The sequence below is a fragment of the Solibacillus palustris genome, from assembly GCF_022549215.1.
GTDB lineage: Bacteria > Bacillota > Bacilli > Bacillales_A > Planococcaceae > Solibacillus > Solibacillus daqui.
The window spans coordinates 254044-272493 of sequence record NZ_JAKZFC010000004.1; the positions used below are offsets into that span (position 1 = coordinate 254044).

Consider the following 18450-nt stretch of genomic DNA (forward strand, 5'->3'; position numbering starts at 1 on the left):
GACAATGTTAATCGTCGATTAACTTAATCTTTAATCACAACCTATGTAGGAGGAAATAAATTGAAACTTCAAAATAATCAAACTAGTAGAGGTGGAACAATGAATATTTTACAGTTAATGGCTCATCCTGATTACGACAATCAAAAAAGAACAGCAAACCGTTTAGCAGATGTTGGATTAAAAACTTTACAAGAAAAATTAAATGGTCAAGGAATAATCGAAGTATTAAATATTTACGATCCAAATAATTTTATCCCACAAGTTACTGCTGACACTTTAAATTTTAATAATCCTAAAGAAATGCCTGCTGAACGATTAATAAAACATGAAGCACAATATAAATTAATTAAACAATGGAAGTCAGCAGACTATATTTATATTTACATGCCTTTGCATAACTGGAATGTACCTGCAAAGTTTAAGGACTATCTCGATAATATTCTAACAGCAAGAGAAACATTCAAATACACTAAAACTGGTTCAGTTGGATTAATGTCGGACGAAACTACAAAGATAACATTTATCCTCACAAGTGGAAGTGAATATGATACTGATTACCGATATGTAAACTTAGATATTGCGCCACAATATATGCGTGGAGTACTGCACATGATGGGAATTAACCAAATGAAATTAATACGTGCTCAAGGGTTAGACATGAGCACTAACAACAAAGAAGAAATAATAAAATCAGCTGAAAAAGAATTAGTAGAATATATTAATTCACTATCTTTCTAAACTAGAAAAATCAGCAACCTTTTGAATTAAAGGGAAAGGTATTAAAATGCATAGTTTACTAAGCTTTTTAAGGAGGTAATTAAAATTGGAACAACGAATAGATTATTACAATGTAGCACCAGAAGCACTTAAAATCATGATGGAAATGGAGAAGTATACGAAAAATACAGGGTATAGACCGTAAACTTCGTGAACTTATAAAAATTCGATCTTCTCAAATAAATGGTTGTGCATACTGTATTAATATGCACACGGCAGATGCTAGAAAATTGGGAGAAACGGAACAACGTTTATATTGTATTAGTGCTTGGAGTGAGTGTACATTTTATTCAAATGCAGAAAAAGTAGCTCTTGAGTTGACAGAATACGTAACTTTAATCCCGACAAAACGTGTGCCAGATGAGCTTTATCAACGAGTACGTGAACATTTTGACGAAAGACAATATGTTGATCTTGTTCTAATTATCAATCAGATCAACAGTTGGAATAGAATTTCTATTGCAATGGGCAATACAGCAACCGAAAAATAATAACTCTCGGCGACATCTTATTGTGATTTCGGATTCAATTAATAATATTGCTTATCTTCAGCATTCTGCTACGATTGTTTAACAACTTAGGTAGAAAATGATTAAATTTTTTTATAAAAATCAAACCTAAACCTGCTGAATAAGAATCCTTTTGATCAATCATTTTTCAAAAGGGATATGTTAAACTTATAGTGAAGTATAGGTTTGTGAGATATTTTTAATCAAACTTTAAAAGCTGGTTTGGCTAAACAAGAAAAGTAAAATCTCAGGTTACAATTTCACTTCTATATTGAATTTAGATAAAAATCTTAAGAGAAACATTGCTGCTATAATAACTTGCCATGTATTTTTTTAATTGTTTGTTCTCCTCTTCTATTCTTTTAATAGTTCATTTTCTTCAACTAAGATGGATAATATTTATTTTTATAGAAGTAAATATAATATTATTAAAATAAAAATGAGGTGTATCAACGGTGGTAATAATTAGAAATCTTAAAAAAAGTGAATTTGATTTTTTGACAGATATGCTTTATGAATCTATTCATATTCCTCAAAATAAACCTAACAAAGAAGATTTGATTAACTCAACACATATAAAAAAATATCATGAAGGTTGGGGAGAAATGGCGATACAGCATTAATAGCATTAAATACTAATAATCAAGCAGTGGGGGCTGTCTGGTATCGATTGTTTAACGAATTTAATAAGGGATATGGTTATGTAGACAATAACACTGCTGAATTAGGAATAGCAGTTACTGAAGAAGCAAGAGGAACGGGAGTAGGAACTTTGCTAATGAAGAAGATAATTCACCAAGCAATCTGCGAGGGGTATAATTCAATTTCGCTAAGTGTAGACCCTGAAAATAGTAATGCAGTTCATATTTATAAGAAATTGGGTTTTGAAGATTATGGAGTATCAGGAACATCTATTACTATGGTGTATAGAGTTAATGAACAATAAATGTATTTTGTTCTACTATAGTGCTACCAGCATTTACAAAGCATACAAAATTAAACCAATAAACGTTCTCGAATGTAAATTTGGAGGCTTACGAAAAATCCACGAATGTTGTAAAAATCAACGTTTCGTGGATTTTTTTCGAACATTTTCTATACAGTATCTTATGCACTCTCTTTAAAATTAATCAATGCAACGGCTGAGAGCATTTCTAAAACAGTTACATCATCTGCTAAATTGAGCAAAATCGTGCATTTTATCAGTGTTGTAAGTCCACATAAAACTGACGATTTCCTTGTTGCACTAAAGCACCCCCTTAGCTTAATAAGAACTGAGACACTTAATAAACAATTGCGCCCGATTGTTAAAGAACGTTATTTAACAAAAGCATCCCTTCCTTTAAGAAGGTGCTGCCCTTAGACCAAATATTATGAATGCTGATCTATATTTCACAGAGAATTTCACAATCTATGGGTACATATCCACGTATTATGTCAATATGATGTTCAAAACAAGCGAAAGAATAGTGTTTTACATTCTTGTCTTCCAACTTAAACACCTAAGATAACTTGATTTTTCAAAATTCTTCATTACTTATATCTACTTATTATTTCTTCGGGAATATGACAATAATCGTTTGGACATCTGGCTAACCTATCTTGATGTTCTTCTGCACTTCTCACATAGTTTGTAAGAGGTATTACTTCAACAACTATAAGGTCATAATCATTTCTCTCAGCAAGAAATGCCTTCGCTTCTTTTAAGTGCTCTTTATTTTCACTATATACCCCTGTTCTGTATTTCTCACCTACATCCTGTCCTTGTTTATTCAGACTGTACGGATCAATAATTTCAAAAAAATAGCCCATTAATTTTTTGATATTAACCACCGTTGGATCAAATCCGGTTTTTACACATTCGGCATAACCATCATAATCACCCTCGAGCGTGTCACTTGTTCCATTAGCTCTTCCTGCTTCTGTAAATTTGACTCCAGGCAAGGTTTTTATAAAAGCTTGTACGCCCCATAAACATCCACCTGCAAAATATACTATTTCCATATGGTTCTCTCCCTTATGCAGCAAATTCGCCTAACACTCTCAGAATGGCGTCAAGTTCTAGTACAGGGTTGTCTTCTTAAACTAACCTGCTAAGTTAGTTGAATAAAAAACGCACCCAAAGCGTCGTTTGGTCACATTTCTTAACTTAGCGTTGTAAATCCCCATAATTGTGAAGGTACTCCTTGTTGCACTAAACTGCCCCGTTATCACAAGAAGCGATTGCTCTAATCGAACAATCACCTCTTAGCTTACATGTATGTATTGACAAAATTAAACACCAAAATGAATCAACCATCTATCTTCTTCTATTGCTTCAGCTATTTTTTTCATCAATTCTTCAAGTTCTTCTGATTTGTACTCGACGTTTGCTTTACTAACCATATTAAAAAAATGTTTATGAGAACTCGGCGGTATCAATGTTATTCCAAAATAGGCGAGGCTTTTATAAGGTCTATTTGTGTTATGTGCAAATGTTTCTAGATGATTCATTTTTTCACCAAAATCCTTAGACATAAGTTCATCAAAAAGGTCCCCATCTACACCTATGCAATTATATTTTTCAGGTTCATAACTAACATACTCTTTATTTTTTTCAATACATTCAACTATTCCAAACTCGTGAATATAAGCCAAATTAACACATCTCCTAAGTCTTCATTTTCTCACATTATTTTACAACACTTTCTTGTTCGTTTTTCAACTAACCTGCCCCTTTAGTTAAATAAGAAAAAAGAGTTGCCTAAGCAACTCAATGTTCTTAAAGTAAAGCCCCCGTTAGTTGAATAAGAACAGAGACGCTTATTCAACAATCGCGCCCGATTGTTGAAGATCAAATAGTGATTTCTTCCTTTTCCTTGTTAAAACTAAGCATCCTATAGTTGAACAACTAGCAGCCTTGTTTTTCTATCTATCCTTGAACAATACCTGCAGTATAAATCTTGGTATTGCTATTTGTCTTAACCACCTTGATTTCTGGCCTTTAGCAACAGGTACAGTTATTAATCTGTGAAACCATTCCATATTTAATTTCTTCCAAATTTCTGGTGTAACTTTTACTTTACCAGCTAGTACATCTAAACTACCTCCAACACCAAACACAACCTTTATTTTTAACAGCTCATCTTTATACTTATAAATCCATTTGTCTGAATAAGGCGCACCCATAGCTACAATTAAAATATCTGGATTCGAAATCTTGATAGATTCAATAATTAAAGGTTCTTCTGCCTTTGTGAAAAATCCGTGATGTCTTCCTACTATTGAAACATTTGGATAAAGTTTTTCAATTTGTTTAACAGCATTATTATTTGTTTGTTCATCTGTTCCCAAAAAGTAAAAACGCCAACCTTGTTGATTACCTTTTTGTAATAAACACTGTAGCAAATCAAACCCTGTTACTCTTTCAGGAATTGGGACTTTTTTAAGTTTAGATGCTAATACGATGCCTATGCCATCAGGTGTAATTAAGTCAGCTTCTTTGATGATTTTTCGAAATTCTCCATCAGACTGTGCAGTTATTGAGATTTCTGGATTTATCGTAATAAGATGTAAAAGTTTTGATTGTTCTTCTTCTAGATGTTTTTCTAAAAAGTCAGTTGTTTCATTTAATGTCATATTCGAAAACGGAATTCCTAATATTTCAACTGTTTTTTCCATAAAGTCACCTCAGTATATGCTTTCTATCGATGATTAATATAACTATAATTTTCCAACTTTAGTGCATTTATTCTAATTACTCTTATATATTAACATAAATATCCATAAATTTATTGCTGAGTGTTATTCCATAAAATGGCCCGATTGATGAACAAAAGTTGAACTACGCTCTTCAACTAATCCGCCCCGTTAGTTCAATATGAAAAGGCTGCCCTTTAGGCAGCCTTGTTCTGTTACAGCCCCCGTTAGCCTTCCATGAAGCGCAAAAATCACACTTCACCACAGAAAATGAAAGATTATTACGTTCTTTCATGGGAGTTGAAGAAGGATTATCAGATTACCAGTTGCTTTTTGAATATTTATTTTTATTGAGTATCAACTATGTTCTTTCTGATAGATGAAAAATTTATTAAACCAAATAGTAAAAATAACATACTAACTGCCCATAAAACCCCTGCAATTCCAAGACGTAGAGAAATTTCTTCAGATGCCATTGGATGATTAACATCAAAACGGATTGCATTTAATGCCTTGCTTATTGCCCAACTAAAAAATACAAAGAAACCAATTACCAATCCATAAGCCACTCTATATGGCTTTCGTTTTTTTGAAAACATTAGCAGTAATACAACAATAAAAGCTATACCCATTATGATTGAAAATCCACCTATTAGCATATCCATTGTTTCTTGTTCCAACGGCATATTTCTTCACTCCCCCAAAAAAACTTCCTTACGCAATTCACAAATATTAACTTATTCGATATCATTCTAAAAAAACCTTCTTATTCAACTAAACTGCCCCGTTAGTTAAATAAGAAAAAAGAGCTGCCTAAGCAACTCAATGTTCTTCAAGTAATGCCCCCCGTTAGTGAAACAAGAACGCTTATGAAACAATCGCGCCCGTTTATGGAAATGGGTTCCATTTTCATATACTCAGACATATTTTTCTGGTATGTACAACCGCATATAAAGATAACCATCCTCCATATCGTCTGTTATTTCAAAGCCTATGTTGCTCCAAAATTTTTGTGCGGTTATATTTTCTAGATTAACTGGTAAGGAAATCCTACTTGCATTGTATTCTTTCCACAAATATTCAACACAAAGCCTAGCTGCTGCTGTTCCATAGCCTCTTTTTTGAAAACGGTTATCTATCATAAAATTTATGATTTGGGGGTTATTTTCGCCAATATACATTAAAACATAGCCCACCATCACATTATCGGCATAAATTGCAAAGGGGCGTGCACCATCATAAAGCACCCAAGCTTCGGCTAAAGACCACGCTACAGAGTCTACAAAGCCCTCATTGATAGCAGTTGTATGCAAGTTTAAACATTCTTCATAATTGTCCTGATTAATTGTTCTTAACTCCACCAAAAAATATCACCTTCCAAATATAGTTAAGGATGTTTAATGTAAATAATTCAACTTTTGAAAAGTGGAATTAGCAAATAAATCTTAATACAACCTGGAAATCCTAGAACTTAATGCTCCAATTGATTTTGAATCAGTTCTCCTTGATAATAGTCAAAGAGAAAAAAAGCCTTCCAAAGCGTGGGTGGTGGTTGATTCCCTAACTTCCATTTGGGAACGTTTATTTGTATGTATTCAATGAAAGGTGTTTTTATTTGTCTCATGTTATTAGGTCAGTGCCCAACTCAATGATCTTCAAGTAAAGCCCCCGTTAGTTTAAGTACATTGCTTCACAAACTCAATTAAACTTTAACATAAATATCCAAATATTTCTTGATGAGAGTTATTCAATTAGCTAGTTTATTAAAACAAGCGCTGTTCCTTGTTACAGAATCGCGCCCGATTGCTGAATACTAATTGAGTACGGGTATCTTTCAATTTCGCTAAAAATCCATTTAGAATACCAGATCAAATACAACAAAACACTGAAGCATTATACATTCATTTTATATTATAAAAAACCTACTGGATTAATCAGTAGGCTTATTTTTTTCCCATATATACCACGGTAATTTATAATCCATTTTCTTACCCTGTGTACTATTTTTATCTGTTACTATCCAATTGCCATCTTTCTTTTGTACTTTATAAATTACATTTGTCCCATCAGACTTTTTAAAGAGCATATAACCAGTGTTGTCTTTTATAAAGGTTACAGGGTCAATAACATTTTTATTTGGTATCTTTCTCTCAGGAAACAATATGTTGGTTGCTATTTCTTCTGCAATATTAAAAAGAGATTTAAATTCATTATTTATGTCTGCTTGGTATTGCAATTGATCGTATGTGTAAGAAGAGTAAGATCCTAAATTCAAATTAAAAGACTGTATTATATCTGAAAGTGTTGCTTTATAAAATTCATTTATATCCTTTTCTAATTGATCGCCCTCATGTTGAAAGCTAATGGTTTTAACCTCCAAGGGACTTATATTAAAAGTCATTGTTTCCTTACCATAAGGAGGATCATGTGCATGTTCAAAAGTTGTGACTTGGACTTCTACATTAAAACCGCCCTCATGCTCTCTCGTAATACTCAGAATTTTTTCATCCTCAAATTGTTTGGGATAGCCATAATAATTAATAACTTCTTTAATTATGGATGGGAATAGTGTTGTAATTAAAGTATCATAAATAAGTTTATAATCAGGTTGCTCACTTTGGGAAATAAGATTTCCTGAAGTTGTTAACAAAGCATCTTTGTATAAGTCTTCATTCGGGGGTTTTTCTGTAACCATTTCATGGCTAGTAAAAAAGATACTAAGAAGAACAAAAGATAATATTCCCAGGACAATCTTCATCGAATACTCCTTTAATATAGAGTTAATTAATGAGTATTTTCCCCTGAAATCATATAATTATTCTTCAACAATATGGCCCGATTGTTGAACAACGCTATTGAACTAACCTGCCCCGTTAGTTTAAGTGTAACACTTCACAATGGATCACCGAAGCCTACTTGATGTTTTAGACATAAAAATAGACCATCGAAATGATGGTCTTGTTTATCTAAAGCACCACGTTAGCTTAATAAGGATTCTCTATTTCTATTTATTATTCATTCCTAAAGTCATAGGTATCATCAATAGCAATTTCTATACCATTAACAATAATCGTTCCATTATTTATCCATCGAACCTCTTTAACATTTGGCATCACTAGAAAAATATTCTTTCTCAAACCAGAGTTAAAATCTTCTAGCACCCCGACATATGTTACGTCGTTATGGAATATTAAACCTCCGTTAAAATAAACCGTTATACTTTTCTCCCCATCTGGTGAAATATAAATACCTTCTTCATTATTCTCATTCACTTGAATCTGATTTAGCGTTGGGTTTAATGTTTGATAAAAAAATAATATGCCAAACAAAGTAATGATTGCAAAAACTAATAATAAAATTTTTATTAACTTACTCATTTTATTCATCGTCTCCCTAAAATCATTAATATTAGTATTTCGATACAAATATTTCACCTATTTTGAGGACGTAATCAACACTGTTGAAGTTCGAATTTTCTTTCAACTCATAGCGAATTTCTAAAATTTCTTATTCAACTAACCTGCCAGTTAGTTTAATAAAAAAATGCATCCAAAACGGTGTTTGGGGACTTCTTGAAACGTTTGTTGCACTAAAGCACCAGATAGTTTAATTACCTTTCTTGAAAGACAGAATAAATAAGACGATACCAACAAGAAAAAATAGCCATGTAAAATGGTTATCGGATAACGGCATTGTTTGTGGAATAGTATCCCACGTTCCAGTATGAATTTGTGCTGACCAATATACATATGCAGTTAAGCGTTCAATCGTAAAAATTAGTCCACTAGTTAAAATGAATAACGATCCTAAAATTAGACTTGTTTTTTTATCCAAAAGATTACCTCCTATGTACTACATTATTAGTTGAAGTATAACCTTCCCAAAACCTCGTGGAAACATTTCACAAAAGAATGTTATTCAACAATATGGCCCTTTAATGAAAACGAACGCTGATACTTATTACAGAATCGCGCCCGATTGTGGAAGATCGTTTTTCAACTAAAGCCCCCGTAATTGAAGTATAGGAAATAAAAAAAGCAGGTTTACACCGTAATAGATTGTCTCTATATACAGTTTTTTTCAGATAACACACTCTGCAAAATCTCGAAAAGTCCTATCGTAGCTATGTTTATATAGCTTCGCATAAAAAGCTGTATAAACAATATTCAAAGGAAAACCCAAACTTTCATTTGGGACGATTTTCTGTATAGAAGTGCATTTAAATATATGGTTAGGTAAAATACAATGAAGGGGGAATGCATGATGAAAAAATTAACTTTATTATTGTTGATGGTCATTTCGGTTATTGGATTGAGTGCCTGTCAAAAAGATAAAAGTGTAAGTGAAGATGATATAAAGGCTTTTTTAAAAGAGTATAAAACTATAATTTATACAGCAGATTCACAGAACCCGACAGACTATTCAAAGCTTTTAGAGGACGTAAAACCTTACGTAAATGAAGAAGTGTATGAAAAACATGAAAAGAACGGAATTTTTAATTTTCCAAATCACTTTGCCACTGAAAACCAAACAGATGTGAAGTTAAACGATGTCAAAATTGATACTATCAAAGAAAAAGATAATAATTTCGAAATCGCATATACAATGTTTGTGACAATTGGTAAGCAAAATGTTGAAAAAACAGGTGAAATGACCATTCTCAACGAAGAAGATAACAAGTTCATCGTTACTTATGATTGGGAAAATCCTGTTACAGTAGATAATAAAAAATTCAAGTAAGCAAATACCCCTTTGCGTTTTAATTTTAGGCTGTTTTCGTAAAGATTGTTACTTATACGAATTTGATAAATGTCCAATCTAATTAGCCACAAAAGAGCATTAAGATAAAAAAGAAGCGAACCTCAATGTGCGATTTGCTTCTTTTAATTAGGCTCTTTTCTCGATAATTGTTGCTTATGTTGTCCTGTAAAAAAAGCTCGTTATTAATTGGTAATTATTAATATAACAAAAACTAAAGTCAATACAATAATACTGATTAAGGATGCAACTTTTATATAACGAATAGCACCCTCGGAAATTTCTGGTTCTTCTTTATACATCCATCTTTTTCCCCGTAGTAAACTTTCTTCTGGACAGAAATAGCTCCAAATTAGTACCCCGTACAAGGGAATTAATAAAATAAAAATGATAAATAATTCTCCCAGCTTCTCCACCATCTTTACGTCCCCCTAGATATACCCTATTAATGACCTTATATATAATTTCTGTTTGTTTTGAAGTGATGCGTCATTCGTTCAATAGCAACAATCTTTTAGAAAACAGCCTAATTTTATAATAAATAATATGTTCCAAAACGGAAATAGCTCCAAAATAATCCATACCAAGTTAATTATACTACTTCAACTAAACTGCTCCGTTAGTTGAACAAGAAAAGTGAAGCTTATTCAACAATCGCGCCCGTTTGCGGTATAACTTCTATCCCATTTTTAAATCATTCAGCATCGTTACCTTTATCATATAAATCTTTTATGGGTATTACATCGGTTTTATCTTTATATTGAATAGTTACCTTATCTTCATCCGTTAGTTTCTTCTTCTTCCCATTGTACAGTATTAATGTGTTTTCATCTGCAAATGTGAAAGAAATACCACTCCCATTTTTTAGGAGTTTCGCTGAGGTAGAGAAATCGTTCCTTTTTTCATACACAAATATAGTATCTGTATATCCCTCATCTGTTTTTGCATCCGTTAAAATTATATAATGATTGTCCTTTTCTGCTTTGAATAAGAGCGTAGCCATCGCGCCCTGACTCTGAATGTTTGTTTCAACATTACTGGAACTTGCTTGCCACATATTTACAAACACAAAGTAATAAGCAGTTATCAGAACAAGAAACATTGCTAGTAGTGATGATACGATAACTAAGATCTTTTTTCTATTTTTGGAGCGTACCTTTTTGAAATAATCAATGTTCCTTTTATCTTTTCTTCTCTCATTTTCATCTTCTGAAAATAAATCTCCCTTCATTTTGTTTAAATAATTTCGGCATTCTTCACATTGATCCATATGTTTTTCTATCTGTTCGTTTGTTTCTTCACTTGTTAATTTATCAACATAAGCAGGAGCCAAATCCTTAAATACACTATGTTTCATAACCCTACTCACCCTTTCTGATTTCAAGTTTTGCTCTATAAAAAGTCACTCTTGCCCAGTTTTCTGTCCTTTCAAAAATTGAACCAATTTCTTTGAACGATAAGTCACCCAACAATCTTAAATAAAGTATTTCTCGTTTATCCTCACTGAGTTGATGAGCCTTTTTAAAAAACATAACTTTATCCTCGTTTTTTATATACTCATCTTCCAAGTCGTAAAATGTTGTGCTTTCACTTTTTAGTGAGTCCTTCAATTGTTGGTTTTTATTTTTATGGTTTAATTCTTGCAGCCATACGTTTTTAGCAATTGCACAGAGCCACGTGGAAAACTTGGCTTTACCATTATCGTGAAAGTTATTAATGGATTTAATCGCTTGATAAAATGTTTCTTGAGTTAGCTCCTCTGCTAAATCAAGGTTGTTTGTTAAAGTTAACAAGTATTTAAAAATAAAATCCCCATAATCTTTGTATATATTGTCCTTATCCACTGCCACCCTCCCTTTTCCGTCTGGCCATTCACCTATGTATCACAAAATTATTGATTTCGTTACAACATTAAAAAAAAATGCATCTTAATAACAGATGCAGATATTCACTTATTCAATTAAATGGCCCGATTGTTGAACACAAGTTAAACAACGCTATTCAACTAACCTGCTGCGTTAGCACAATAAGGAAAAAAAGCTGTCTATGCATCTCATTGATCTTGAACTAACGCACTCGTTGTTTTAAAAGGGTTAAACCAATTTATACATAAGAATGTCATCTACATATAAGTCATCGCTAAACTTAACTTCTTTAATTTTACGTCCTTCCTCTACAAATCCCACACTTTTGTATAAGGCTATTGCCCTCTGATTTGTTGATAAAACCCCTAAACTTACTTTCTCAATGAAAGGATTCTGTTCTGCCCAGTTTAAAAGTTCTTTAATAAGGAGTTTTCCAATACCCATATCTCGATAATCTTTCTTTACCATTGTCGTAAAATAACCAGTATGAGCAATCCTTTTGTTATTTTTTGACCGAAATACAATCAAACCAATAACTTTCCCTTTAATTTCTGCCACAATTATTGTTTCTCTTTTATTTTCTAAAATTTTCTGTATCCAACTTCTTTGTTGCTCCGTTGTCTCTTCAAATTCTTCTGAAACAGAAATCATAAATTCGTTTTCTGAAACAACTTCCCTTTGAATTTCTAACACGGCTTCTGCATCATCTAAATCTCCTGTTCTTAGAGAGACTTGAATATTATTTTTTTTCATCATTATTAGCCCCTTCCCCCCTACATTTATTAATAGTAATTCCATAAATAGTTTTAGATACCTTTTTTCATCAACCCGCTCCGTTAGTTTAAGTGTAACATTTCACAATGGATCACCGAAGCCTACTTGATGTTTTAGACATAAAAATAGACCATCGAAATGATGGTCTTGATTAACTAAAGCCCCCGTTAGTTCAACAACGGGAAAAATGATTTAACTATTTTATTCAAATAAATTAGTCGAAAAAATACCAACGACAATTAACTAAGATATGCTCCAAAATATTAAACTTACAAAACGGCTATTGAGTGCATGAATTGTCAGTGCTAAAGATGGTAAGTATATAGCAATGGCTAGGAGCATCATAGGATTAAGTAACGTCCCTTGAAGCCAATGTTCATTTAACTCATAATTCATTTTAATTAATAAAGCAGCTACTACACTTAAAATTACAGCAATGATGCCACTTAAAGAGCGTTTTGCTACTCTCATCATTCTTCACCTCAATTACTTATTAAGCAATCCTGCTCCGTTAGTCCAATAAGTAAGTTAAAGATACGTAACATTTTGAGATTCATACGAAAACTCGAAAATTGGATTGGATTTAATAAAAGTCGTCGAATTCTGAGCTTATTTTCTGAATTTCTTTGTTTGATAATTCAAAGAAAACATCTTGAGATACTTCTAATTTGAGAGCATCGTCTTTTTGCATACCAGAGTAAATTCCGCGTAATATCCTCCCAGTCAATCCATGGGAAATGGCGATCACTTTAGGTTCATTTTTCACACTATCAAGCCAAGCAGTCAATCGGTTCTCAACAGCTTCATAACTTTCTCCATCAGGCGAATTAAAAAACCAACCATATAAATCTGTGTTATTAAATAGGTTGGGCCAAGATAACTCGATTTCTTTAGATGTTAATCCAGCCCATGATCCTACAGCAACCTCACTTAAGCGATTATCCTTTTCCACCTTTTTAATATCGTATCCTATTGTTTCACAGATAATTTCGGTACTCTGTAAAGCTCTCCCCAGTGGACTAGAAACAATTCTCCACTCATTTGGATCTCCAATAATAATTTTTAATAATTTTGCATTTCGTTCAACTTGTTCTATCCCATTGTCGGTTAATGGGGAATTTAATTCCCCTTGATACCGACCTTGGGTATTAAAAACCGTTTCTCCATGACGAAGTAGGTATATTATTTGACTCAAATTGATCCCTCCCCTCTAAATAATAATATAAACCAAGTTAAATCGGAATCTAAAAAATCTATTTATAAATTCTTGTTATACTCCACATAATGCGACAATGTTCAACAAAAAAGCCAACAAATTGTTGACTTATCTTGTTAAACTAAACTGCTGCGTTAGTTCAAGAAGAAGAAGAAGAGCCTAAGCGGCGCACCAAGTTTCCATTAAAGAACCCGTAGATAAATTATGATAATGCTAATACTGCTGTATCTTTAATTAAAACTTATCCGATTCAAAAAAAGGCTCAATACCTATTTCTTTCAACAAGTATTTAAATAGGCTATGTTTTTCGGCTAAATGTTTTTTAGGAATCAATATTTCTTCTCTTAATCGCTTAAACATGTTCGGGTTATGTTCAGGAAACCAATCTTCATAACTAATCCCTTTTTCTTTCTCAATGTTTATCAAACAGAAGATAATATGTTCAAACATATAAGGAAATTCTTTTTCGATCTGTTCGTGATGTTCTAACAATGCATATACATAATCTTTAAAGCGATAAAAACGTATTTGATTTGAGGGATGTGAGCTACTTTGTTTTAATTCTTCCCATTCTTTTATTGGCTGAAATACCCGGCAATAACCTGTTTCCCAAGTACCCAACATACAAGTAAATGCAGCGATTGAATATTTTCTAGTTTCAAAATCTGGGTCTCCAAAATATTTATAATATTCCTCTTGATACCTACCATAATGTCCGCTAGTATGGAAAAAACCGATTGCAAAACCTTTCAAGCCACGTTTTGCTTGTTCGATAATAATATTTGTCAACGTAACTCCCCCCCATAATTCAACTAACCTGCTCCGTTAGTTTAATAAGAAAAAAAAGCTGCAAATGCAACTCAATGATCTTCAAGTAAAGCCCCCGTTAGTTATACATAAAGACTTACACAATAATTGCATATTAAGTGATGTGACAATAAGTCATTGTTTCTTACCTTTTCGTTCTAAAAGTATAGGTGCTATATTTAGTAAGATAGAAACAATTGTTAAAAACCATAACGCTCTGCCATAATTAGGTACTTCACCTAAAAGTGACCAATCTTCCTTTTTTACCCACTCCGAGACAAGACTATATTCTGAACAAAGTGTTAATGCTGTAAATGATAACCCCATTGCCATCGCAAGTTTGTAATCTTTACCTGTTGCATACAAATAAAGATTTATAAAAGTTGTTACTATAGCAATTAGTCCTAATATTACCCACATAATGATACCTCCATTATACTTCCGTTATTTAATATAGACATAAATTGTAATTATATGGTTCCCAAAGCGATGTTGAAGAACAAGAAATATTTTTTATTGGTTATTATCGCTAATACTTACATCCCACACTCTTTGAACGTTCAGTAATTCCTGTTCATTAAATTCCATTCTATAAATATCGGGTTTTGATGTGCTATATAAAAAATTCAAGTCATAGGAGCTATCGAAATATCCCATCATCAAAGTCATAATAGCCCCGTGAGTTCCTATCACTACTTTTTTATTTTTCAAAGTATCTAATAGTTCTTTTAAAACTTTTATAGCTCTTTTTTGACAATCAGCATTTGATTCTCCTCCATCTAAGGAAAAATTTGAATCGAAAAATGACTTTTCCAAAATCTGAATTAATTCCTCATCAGCTAATCTTTTGTTCTTGGAAGAAAATACCATCTCCTTTAAATCTTCAAGGACTAAAACTTCTTGTCCTATTTGTTGAGCTATCTTTTCAACAGTCAATATTGAACGTATGTATGGACTTGAAACAACTGCATCAATTTTTTCATCTTTAAATATGTCAGTTACTCGTTGAGCATCTAAATACCCTTTTTCCGTTAATCCTCTGGTTCTTTCATTGCCTTCTTTTGGTGATTCACCATGTCTCACCATATAAACAACTGTACTCAATATATTTCCCCCAATATGGTTCGCTTATTTTCCAGCTTCAACTCTACTGCCTTGTTAGCTGAAGTGCGATCCTTCCTAAACCATCGTTCAGTAACATTGCATAAAAGACTGTTACTCCACAATATGGTCCGATTGTTGAACACAAGTTAAACAACACTATTAAACTAACCTGCTTCGTTAGTTTAAGTGTAACATTTCACAATGGATCACCGAAGCCTACTTGATGTTTTAGACATAAAAATAGACCATCGAAATGATGGTCTTGTTTAACTAAAGCCCCCGTTAGTTGAAGAAGCAAATTTAATGAAATGCTATCATTAACCACCATGAAAACGTACCAAAAGTAGTGGGCTTCGCATTTTGAAAGACACTGTTCTTATGTTTACTTTCCCCTATGCGAGTACCTCTAAATTGAATAGCTTAATATTTTTCTTGGCTTTTCCATGTTTATTGTTTTTCAGATTATTCATCTTTTGCAGGCTTGCTAATATGGGATACTGCTTCTTTTAAAGTTGATAAAAGCTCATTAAGATTGTCTCGTTTTAATTTATCAATATCTGAATTACCAATATTCACTTGAAGATTAGCAATAAATTTATTTATTTCATTAATCTCATACTGATATACTTCATTTGCATTTGTAATTCTTAAATAACGATTATCAATAAATGAAATAAAAGACCATATTACCTTATTAGTTGACTCAACTATCGTTTTACTAAATGAATTTTTATTAATTAATAAAAACAGGTTCTTTTCATGTTCGATGTCCTTATAGGTTTCAGCTATATTGCTAGTACCTAAAGAATTTAAGAACTCTTGTACTTGGTACTCTTTAGTTTCCTCGATATATCCATTTCTTACTTGTTTTATAAAAAGTACGAGGTTCTGATAATTAGTATCTTGAATGGTATTATCGAAGTTTCTATCAAATTTCAAATCGAAAATGTCATGACCTCCGAATTTATCAAATGAACTCTTTATTACACTTTCTACTATGTTAAATATTTCAGTCATATTAATACTATAATAACCTTTTTCATTAATTTCACTTAATACTTGATAGATTGAAGGTAGTTTAGTAGCTGCATAGTTAACTTCTTCTAAGTGTCGAATAACAACTTTAACGGTTTCTTCTATTTCGTTATGCTCTAATCTTTCATAACTCCTAATTGTTCTTAATGCCAATTCACTTTCCTCTTCAAACGGAATATACCTATTTATTTCTTTTTTCAATTCTTCCTGATTTATTATGCCATCAATGATTAGCAAACCAACACTAGGATAGTATTATAGTATTTGTAGAATTCCTTTAGAATTGAGTAACCAAATTCTTCTTTAAAATACTTTTTAATAAAACTATTTTCATATTCTTCATTCAACTCAACACCATTTTGTTGCTTCTCTTTATCTCTTGAATTAAAAAAAAGTAAACTAAAACTATCAAATTCAAGTTTTTTCAGGGTATCTATATCTTTAATTTTACCCTCTTTATGTTCATTTGAAATAATTACATTAAAAACGAATAGGTTTCGAAGCACGACTTTTTGATTTTTTTGTAACCACACATTTTGTTGGAAAAAGGTGTTATCTAAAGAATTAAAAATACTACTAAAGTTGTCTAATGCGAACCTAAGCGTTCTTAAATTAACAATTCCAGATACATCCATAGTTTTCTTAATAAACGAAATTTCGCTATTCAGATATTTGAGGTAATCACCTTTATAAATATCGGCTAAATATCTTCCCAAAATATTAGTAATAGGTCTATTAAATGTTAATGTTCTACCTATTACTTTCTCCTTTATCAAATTAAAGGTGTCTCCCTTAACAAGCTTGTCTTGATTAGACACAAAAATAGTTTTTAAATTTTCATGTTCCACAAAGTTGGTATTAATATACCCAAGCACCTCTTCAATATTAACCGAAGGGTCAATCCTCTCTAAATCATCGAAGCATAAAACCATCTTTTTTAAATCAAGTTTTTTAAATCCTTTACTTTGGATTTCAGTTTGAATATTTTGACCAACTTCAGTAATAGGTGCTGCCCCAGGGATTAACGATGCAAGTTTAAATATGGATTTTGTAATCGCAAACCCAGTCTCTAATTTACTGTAATTTGATAAAAGTATTTTTTCTCCTATTTCATCGACATTCTTTAAACCATTTAAGGATATGTATATAAATTTATAATAATTTTCTTCACTCTCTTCCTGTTGCTTCTCCTTATCAAGATTGAGTTCTTTACTCTCAATATATTGCTTTACCTCATTTAAAACAAAATGGGTTTTCCCAATGCCCCATTCACCATTTATTTGCAAAGCATAGTCTGTTTTATTTAAATCTAAATACATTCATATTAACATTAACATAAATATCCAATAAAAAATTCATCACTCTACAATAAAATCTCTATGGGAGCGATAATTTTAATTAATAGGCTATATCACCTTTATAAGTTTATAGAATAAAATACATTTATATAGGATTTTTTCTAATAATCAAACATAAAATTTCCGTAAAAAAATAAAGCATAAGCTTTCCATTTGGAAAATTTATACTTTACGTCACGATTTGATTATAGGCTTTCTTTTTAAGTATAATCTTGCCTAAAATAAAATTAAGTATATCTCTGCCAATGCGGCAAAGATATACTTAAAATTACAACACTGTATGAAATCATATGATTTCGGTATATGGAGACGGCGGGAGTCGAATCCACGTCCAAATGATGTGACCAAGTGCCTTATGAATAAAGCGGTAATTATTGTAGGTTACCCTTTTTAAATGTTACGACAATAAAATATATTTCACTTTGAGTTATTTGAAGCAGATCACTTGCTCTCCAAAATGCTCACACATTTGCTCACATAATTATTTTCTTGAGTTAATTTTATTTAACACAGTTGTTTTTAGAATTGTTTAAAGTCTTGATAAATTAGACTTAATCATTCAAGATTCA

The 18450-nt window shown here is 31.9% G+C and carries 23 protein-coding genes and 1 pseudogene; 5 read left to right on the plus strand and 19 right to left on the minus strand.

Translation table 11 applies throughout. The features are described from left to right. The first annotated feature begins 60 nt into the window (after positions 1-60). The 4 genes and pseudogenes from LZ480_RS12545 to LZ480_RS12560 all read left to right on the plus strand — a co-directional run bounded on the left by LZ480_RS12545 (position 61) and on the right by LZ480_RS12560 (position 2232). Entirely contained in the window at positions 61-738 is a 678-nt protein-coding gene (locus tag LZ480_RS12545) for an NAD(P)H-dependent oxidoreductase (RefSeq protein ID WP_241369783.1), read from the plus strand. Between the two features lie 85 nt (positions 739-823). After that, positions 824-1268, plus strand: a pseudogene (locus LZ480_RS12550) (carboxymuconolactone decarboxylase family protein). Between the two features lie 473 nt (positions 1269-1741). After that, positions 1742-1909, plus strand: coding sequence for a hypothetical protein (locus tag LZ480_RS12555; protein WP_241369784.1), 168 nt, complete (start codon positions 1742-1744; stop codon positions 1907-1909). Further along, positions 1882-2232, plus strand: a complete 351-nt coding sequence (locus LZ480_RS12560) for a GNAT family N-acetyltransferase (protein ID WP_241369785.1) — start codon at positions 1882-1884, stop codon at positions 2230-2232. The genes LZ480_RS12555 and LZ480_RS12560 overlap by 28 nt, the downstream gene beginning before the upstream one ends. 587 nt (positions 2233-2819) lie before the next feature. On the opposite strand, the gene LZ480_RS12565 is transcribed toward LZ480_RS12560, so the two are convergent. The 8 genes from LZ480_RS12565 to LZ480_RS12600 all read right to left on the minus strand — a co-directional run bounded on the left by LZ480_RS12565 (position 2820) and on the right by LZ480_RS12600 (position 8798). Continuing rightward, positions 2820-3290, minus strand: a complete 471-nt coding sequence (locus LZ480_RS12565; RefSeq protein WP_241369786.1) for a peptide-methionine (S)-S-oxide reductase — start codon at positions 3288-3290, stop codon at positions 2820-2822. A 270-nt stretch (positions 3291-3560) separates the two neighbouring features. Beyond that, positions 3561-3923, minus strand: coding sequence for a hypothetical protein (locus LZ480_RS12570; protein ID WP_241369787.1), 363 nt, complete (start codon positions 3921-3923; stop codon positions 3561-3563). A gap of 270 nt (positions 3924-4193) precedes the next feature. After that, a complete protein-coding gene (locus tag LZ480_RS12575; RefSeq protein WP_241369788.1) occupies positions 4194-4946 on the minus strand; it encodes a WecB/TagA/CpsF family glycosyltransferase in 753 nt (250 codons plus the stop codon). 365 nt (positions 4947-5311) lie between these two features. Further along, a complete protein-coding gene (locus LZ480_RS12580; RefSeq protein ID WP_241369789.1) occupies positions 5312-5650 on the minus strand; it encodes a hypothetical protein in 339 nt (112 codons plus the stop codon). 231 nt (positions 5651-5881) lie between these two features. Further along, positions 5882-6325, minus strand: coding sequence for a GNAT family N-acetyltransferase (locus LZ480_RS12585; RefSeq protein WP_241369790.1), 444 nt, complete (start codon positions 6323-6325; stop codon positions 5882-5884). A 569-nt stretch (positions 6326-6894) separates the two neighbouring features. Then, positions 6895-7722 (minus strand): DUF3888 domain-containing protein, encoded by an 828-nt coding sequence (locus LZ480_RS12590; RefSeq protein ID WP_241369791.1) that lies wholly within the window; start codon positions 7720-7722, stop codon positions 6895-6897. Positions 7723-7975: 253 nt separating this feature from the next. Then, a complete protein-coding gene (locus LZ480_RS12595; protein ID WP_241369792.1) occupies positions 7976-8341 on the minus strand; it encodes a DUF5412 family protein in 366 nt (121 codons plus the stop codon). Positions 8342-8570: 229 nt separating this feature from the next. After that, positions 8571-8798, minus strand: coding sequence for a hypothetical protein (locus LZ480_RS12600; RefSeq protein ID WP_241369793.1), 228 nt, complete (start codon positions 8796-8798; stop codon positions 8571-8573). 426 nt (positions 8799-9224) lie between these two features. On the opposite strand from LZ480_RS12600, the gene LZ480_RS12605 reads away from it, so the two are divergent. Beyond that, the gene (locus tag LZ480_RS12605) at positions 9225-9704 is read left to right on the plus strand and encodes a hypothetical protein (RefSeq protein WP_241369794.1); all 480 of its coding nucleotides are present in this window, start codon (positions 9225-9227) and stop codon (positions 9702-9704) included. Between the two features lie 203 nt (positions 9705-9907). Here the strand turns inward: LZ480_RS12605 and LZ480_RS12610 are convergent, their stop codons facing one another. The 11 genes from LZ480_RS12610 to LZ480_RS12660 form a co-directional block, all read right to left on the minus strand. After that, the gene (locus LZ480_RS12610) at positions 9908-10141 is read right to left on the minus strand and encodes a hypothetical protein (protein WP_241369795.1); all 234 of its coding nucleotides are present in this window, start codon (positions 10139-10141) and stop codon (positions 9908-9910) included. 275 nt (positions 10142-10416) lie between these two features. Beyond that, the gene (locus LZ480_RS12615) at positions 10417-11079 is read right to left on the minus strand and encodes a zf-HC2 domain-containing protein (protein WP_241369796.1); all 663 of its coding nucleotides are present in this window, start codon (positions 11077-11079) and stop codon (positions 10417-10419) included. A gap of 4 nt (positions 11080-11083) precedes the next feature. Further along, entirely contained in the window at positions 11084-11566 is a 483-nt protein-coding gene (locus tag LZ480_RS12620) for an RNA polymerase sigma factor (RefSeq protein ID WP_241369797.1), read from the minus strand. 249 nt (positions 11567-11815) lie between these two features. Continuing rightward, the gene (locus LZ480_RS12625) at positions 11816-12346 is read right to left on the minus strand and encodes a GNAT family N-acetyltransferase (RefSeq protein WP_408641619.1); all 531 of its coding nucleotides are present in this window, start codon (positions 12344-12346) and stop codon (positions 11816-11818) included. A gap of 258 nt (positions 12347-12604) precedes the next feature. Then, positions 12605-12835 (minus strand): hypothetical protein, encoded by a 231-nt coding sequence (locus LZ480_RS12630; RefSeq protein WP_241369799.1) that lies wholly within the window; start codon positions 12833-12835, stop codon positions 12605-12607. 109 nt (positions 12836-12944) lie between these two features. After that, positions 12945-13556 (minus strand): histidine phosphatase family protein, encoded by a 612-nt coding sequence (locus LZ480_RS12635; RefSeq protein ID WP_099424300.1) that lies wholly within the window; start codon positions 13554-13556, stop codon positions 12945-12947. Between the two features lie 255 nt (positions 13557-13811). Beyond that, positions 13812-14366, minus strand: coding sequence for a hypothetical protein (locus LZ480_RS12640; RefSeq protein ID WP_241369800.1), 555 nt, complete (start codon positions 14364-14366; stop codon positions 13812-13814). A gap of 153 nt (positions 14367-14519) precedes the next feature. Further along, positions 14520-14804, minus strand: coding sequence for a hypothetical protein (locus tag LZ480_RS12645; RefSeq protein ID WP_241369801.1), 285 nt, complete (start codon positions 14802-14804; stop codon positions 14520-14522). Positions 14805-14897: 93 nt separating this feature from the next. Then, the gene (locus LZ480_RS12650; RefSeq protein ID WP_241369802.1) at positions 14898-15488 is read right to left on the minus strand and encodes a histidine phosphatase family protein; all 591 of its coding nucleotides are present in this window, start codon (positions 15486-15488) and stop codon (positions 14898-14900) included. A 462-nt stretch (positions 15489-15950) separates the two neighbouring features. After that, positions 15951-16676 carry a hypothetical protein gene (locus tag LZ480_RS12655; RefSeq protein ID WP_241369803.1) on the minus strand — a complete coding sequence of 242 codons (726 nt, stop codon included), beginning with the start codon at positions 16674-16676 and terminating at the stop codon, positions 15951-15953. A gap of 77 nt (positions 16677-16753) precedes the next feature. After that, on the minus strand, positions 16754-17842 hold the full coding sequence (locus LZ480_RS12660; RefSeq protein ID WP_241369804.1) for a P-loop NTPase fold protein: 1089 nt from the start codon (positions 17840-17842) through the stop codon (positions 16754-16756). Positions 17843-18450: the final 608 nt, after the last annotated feature.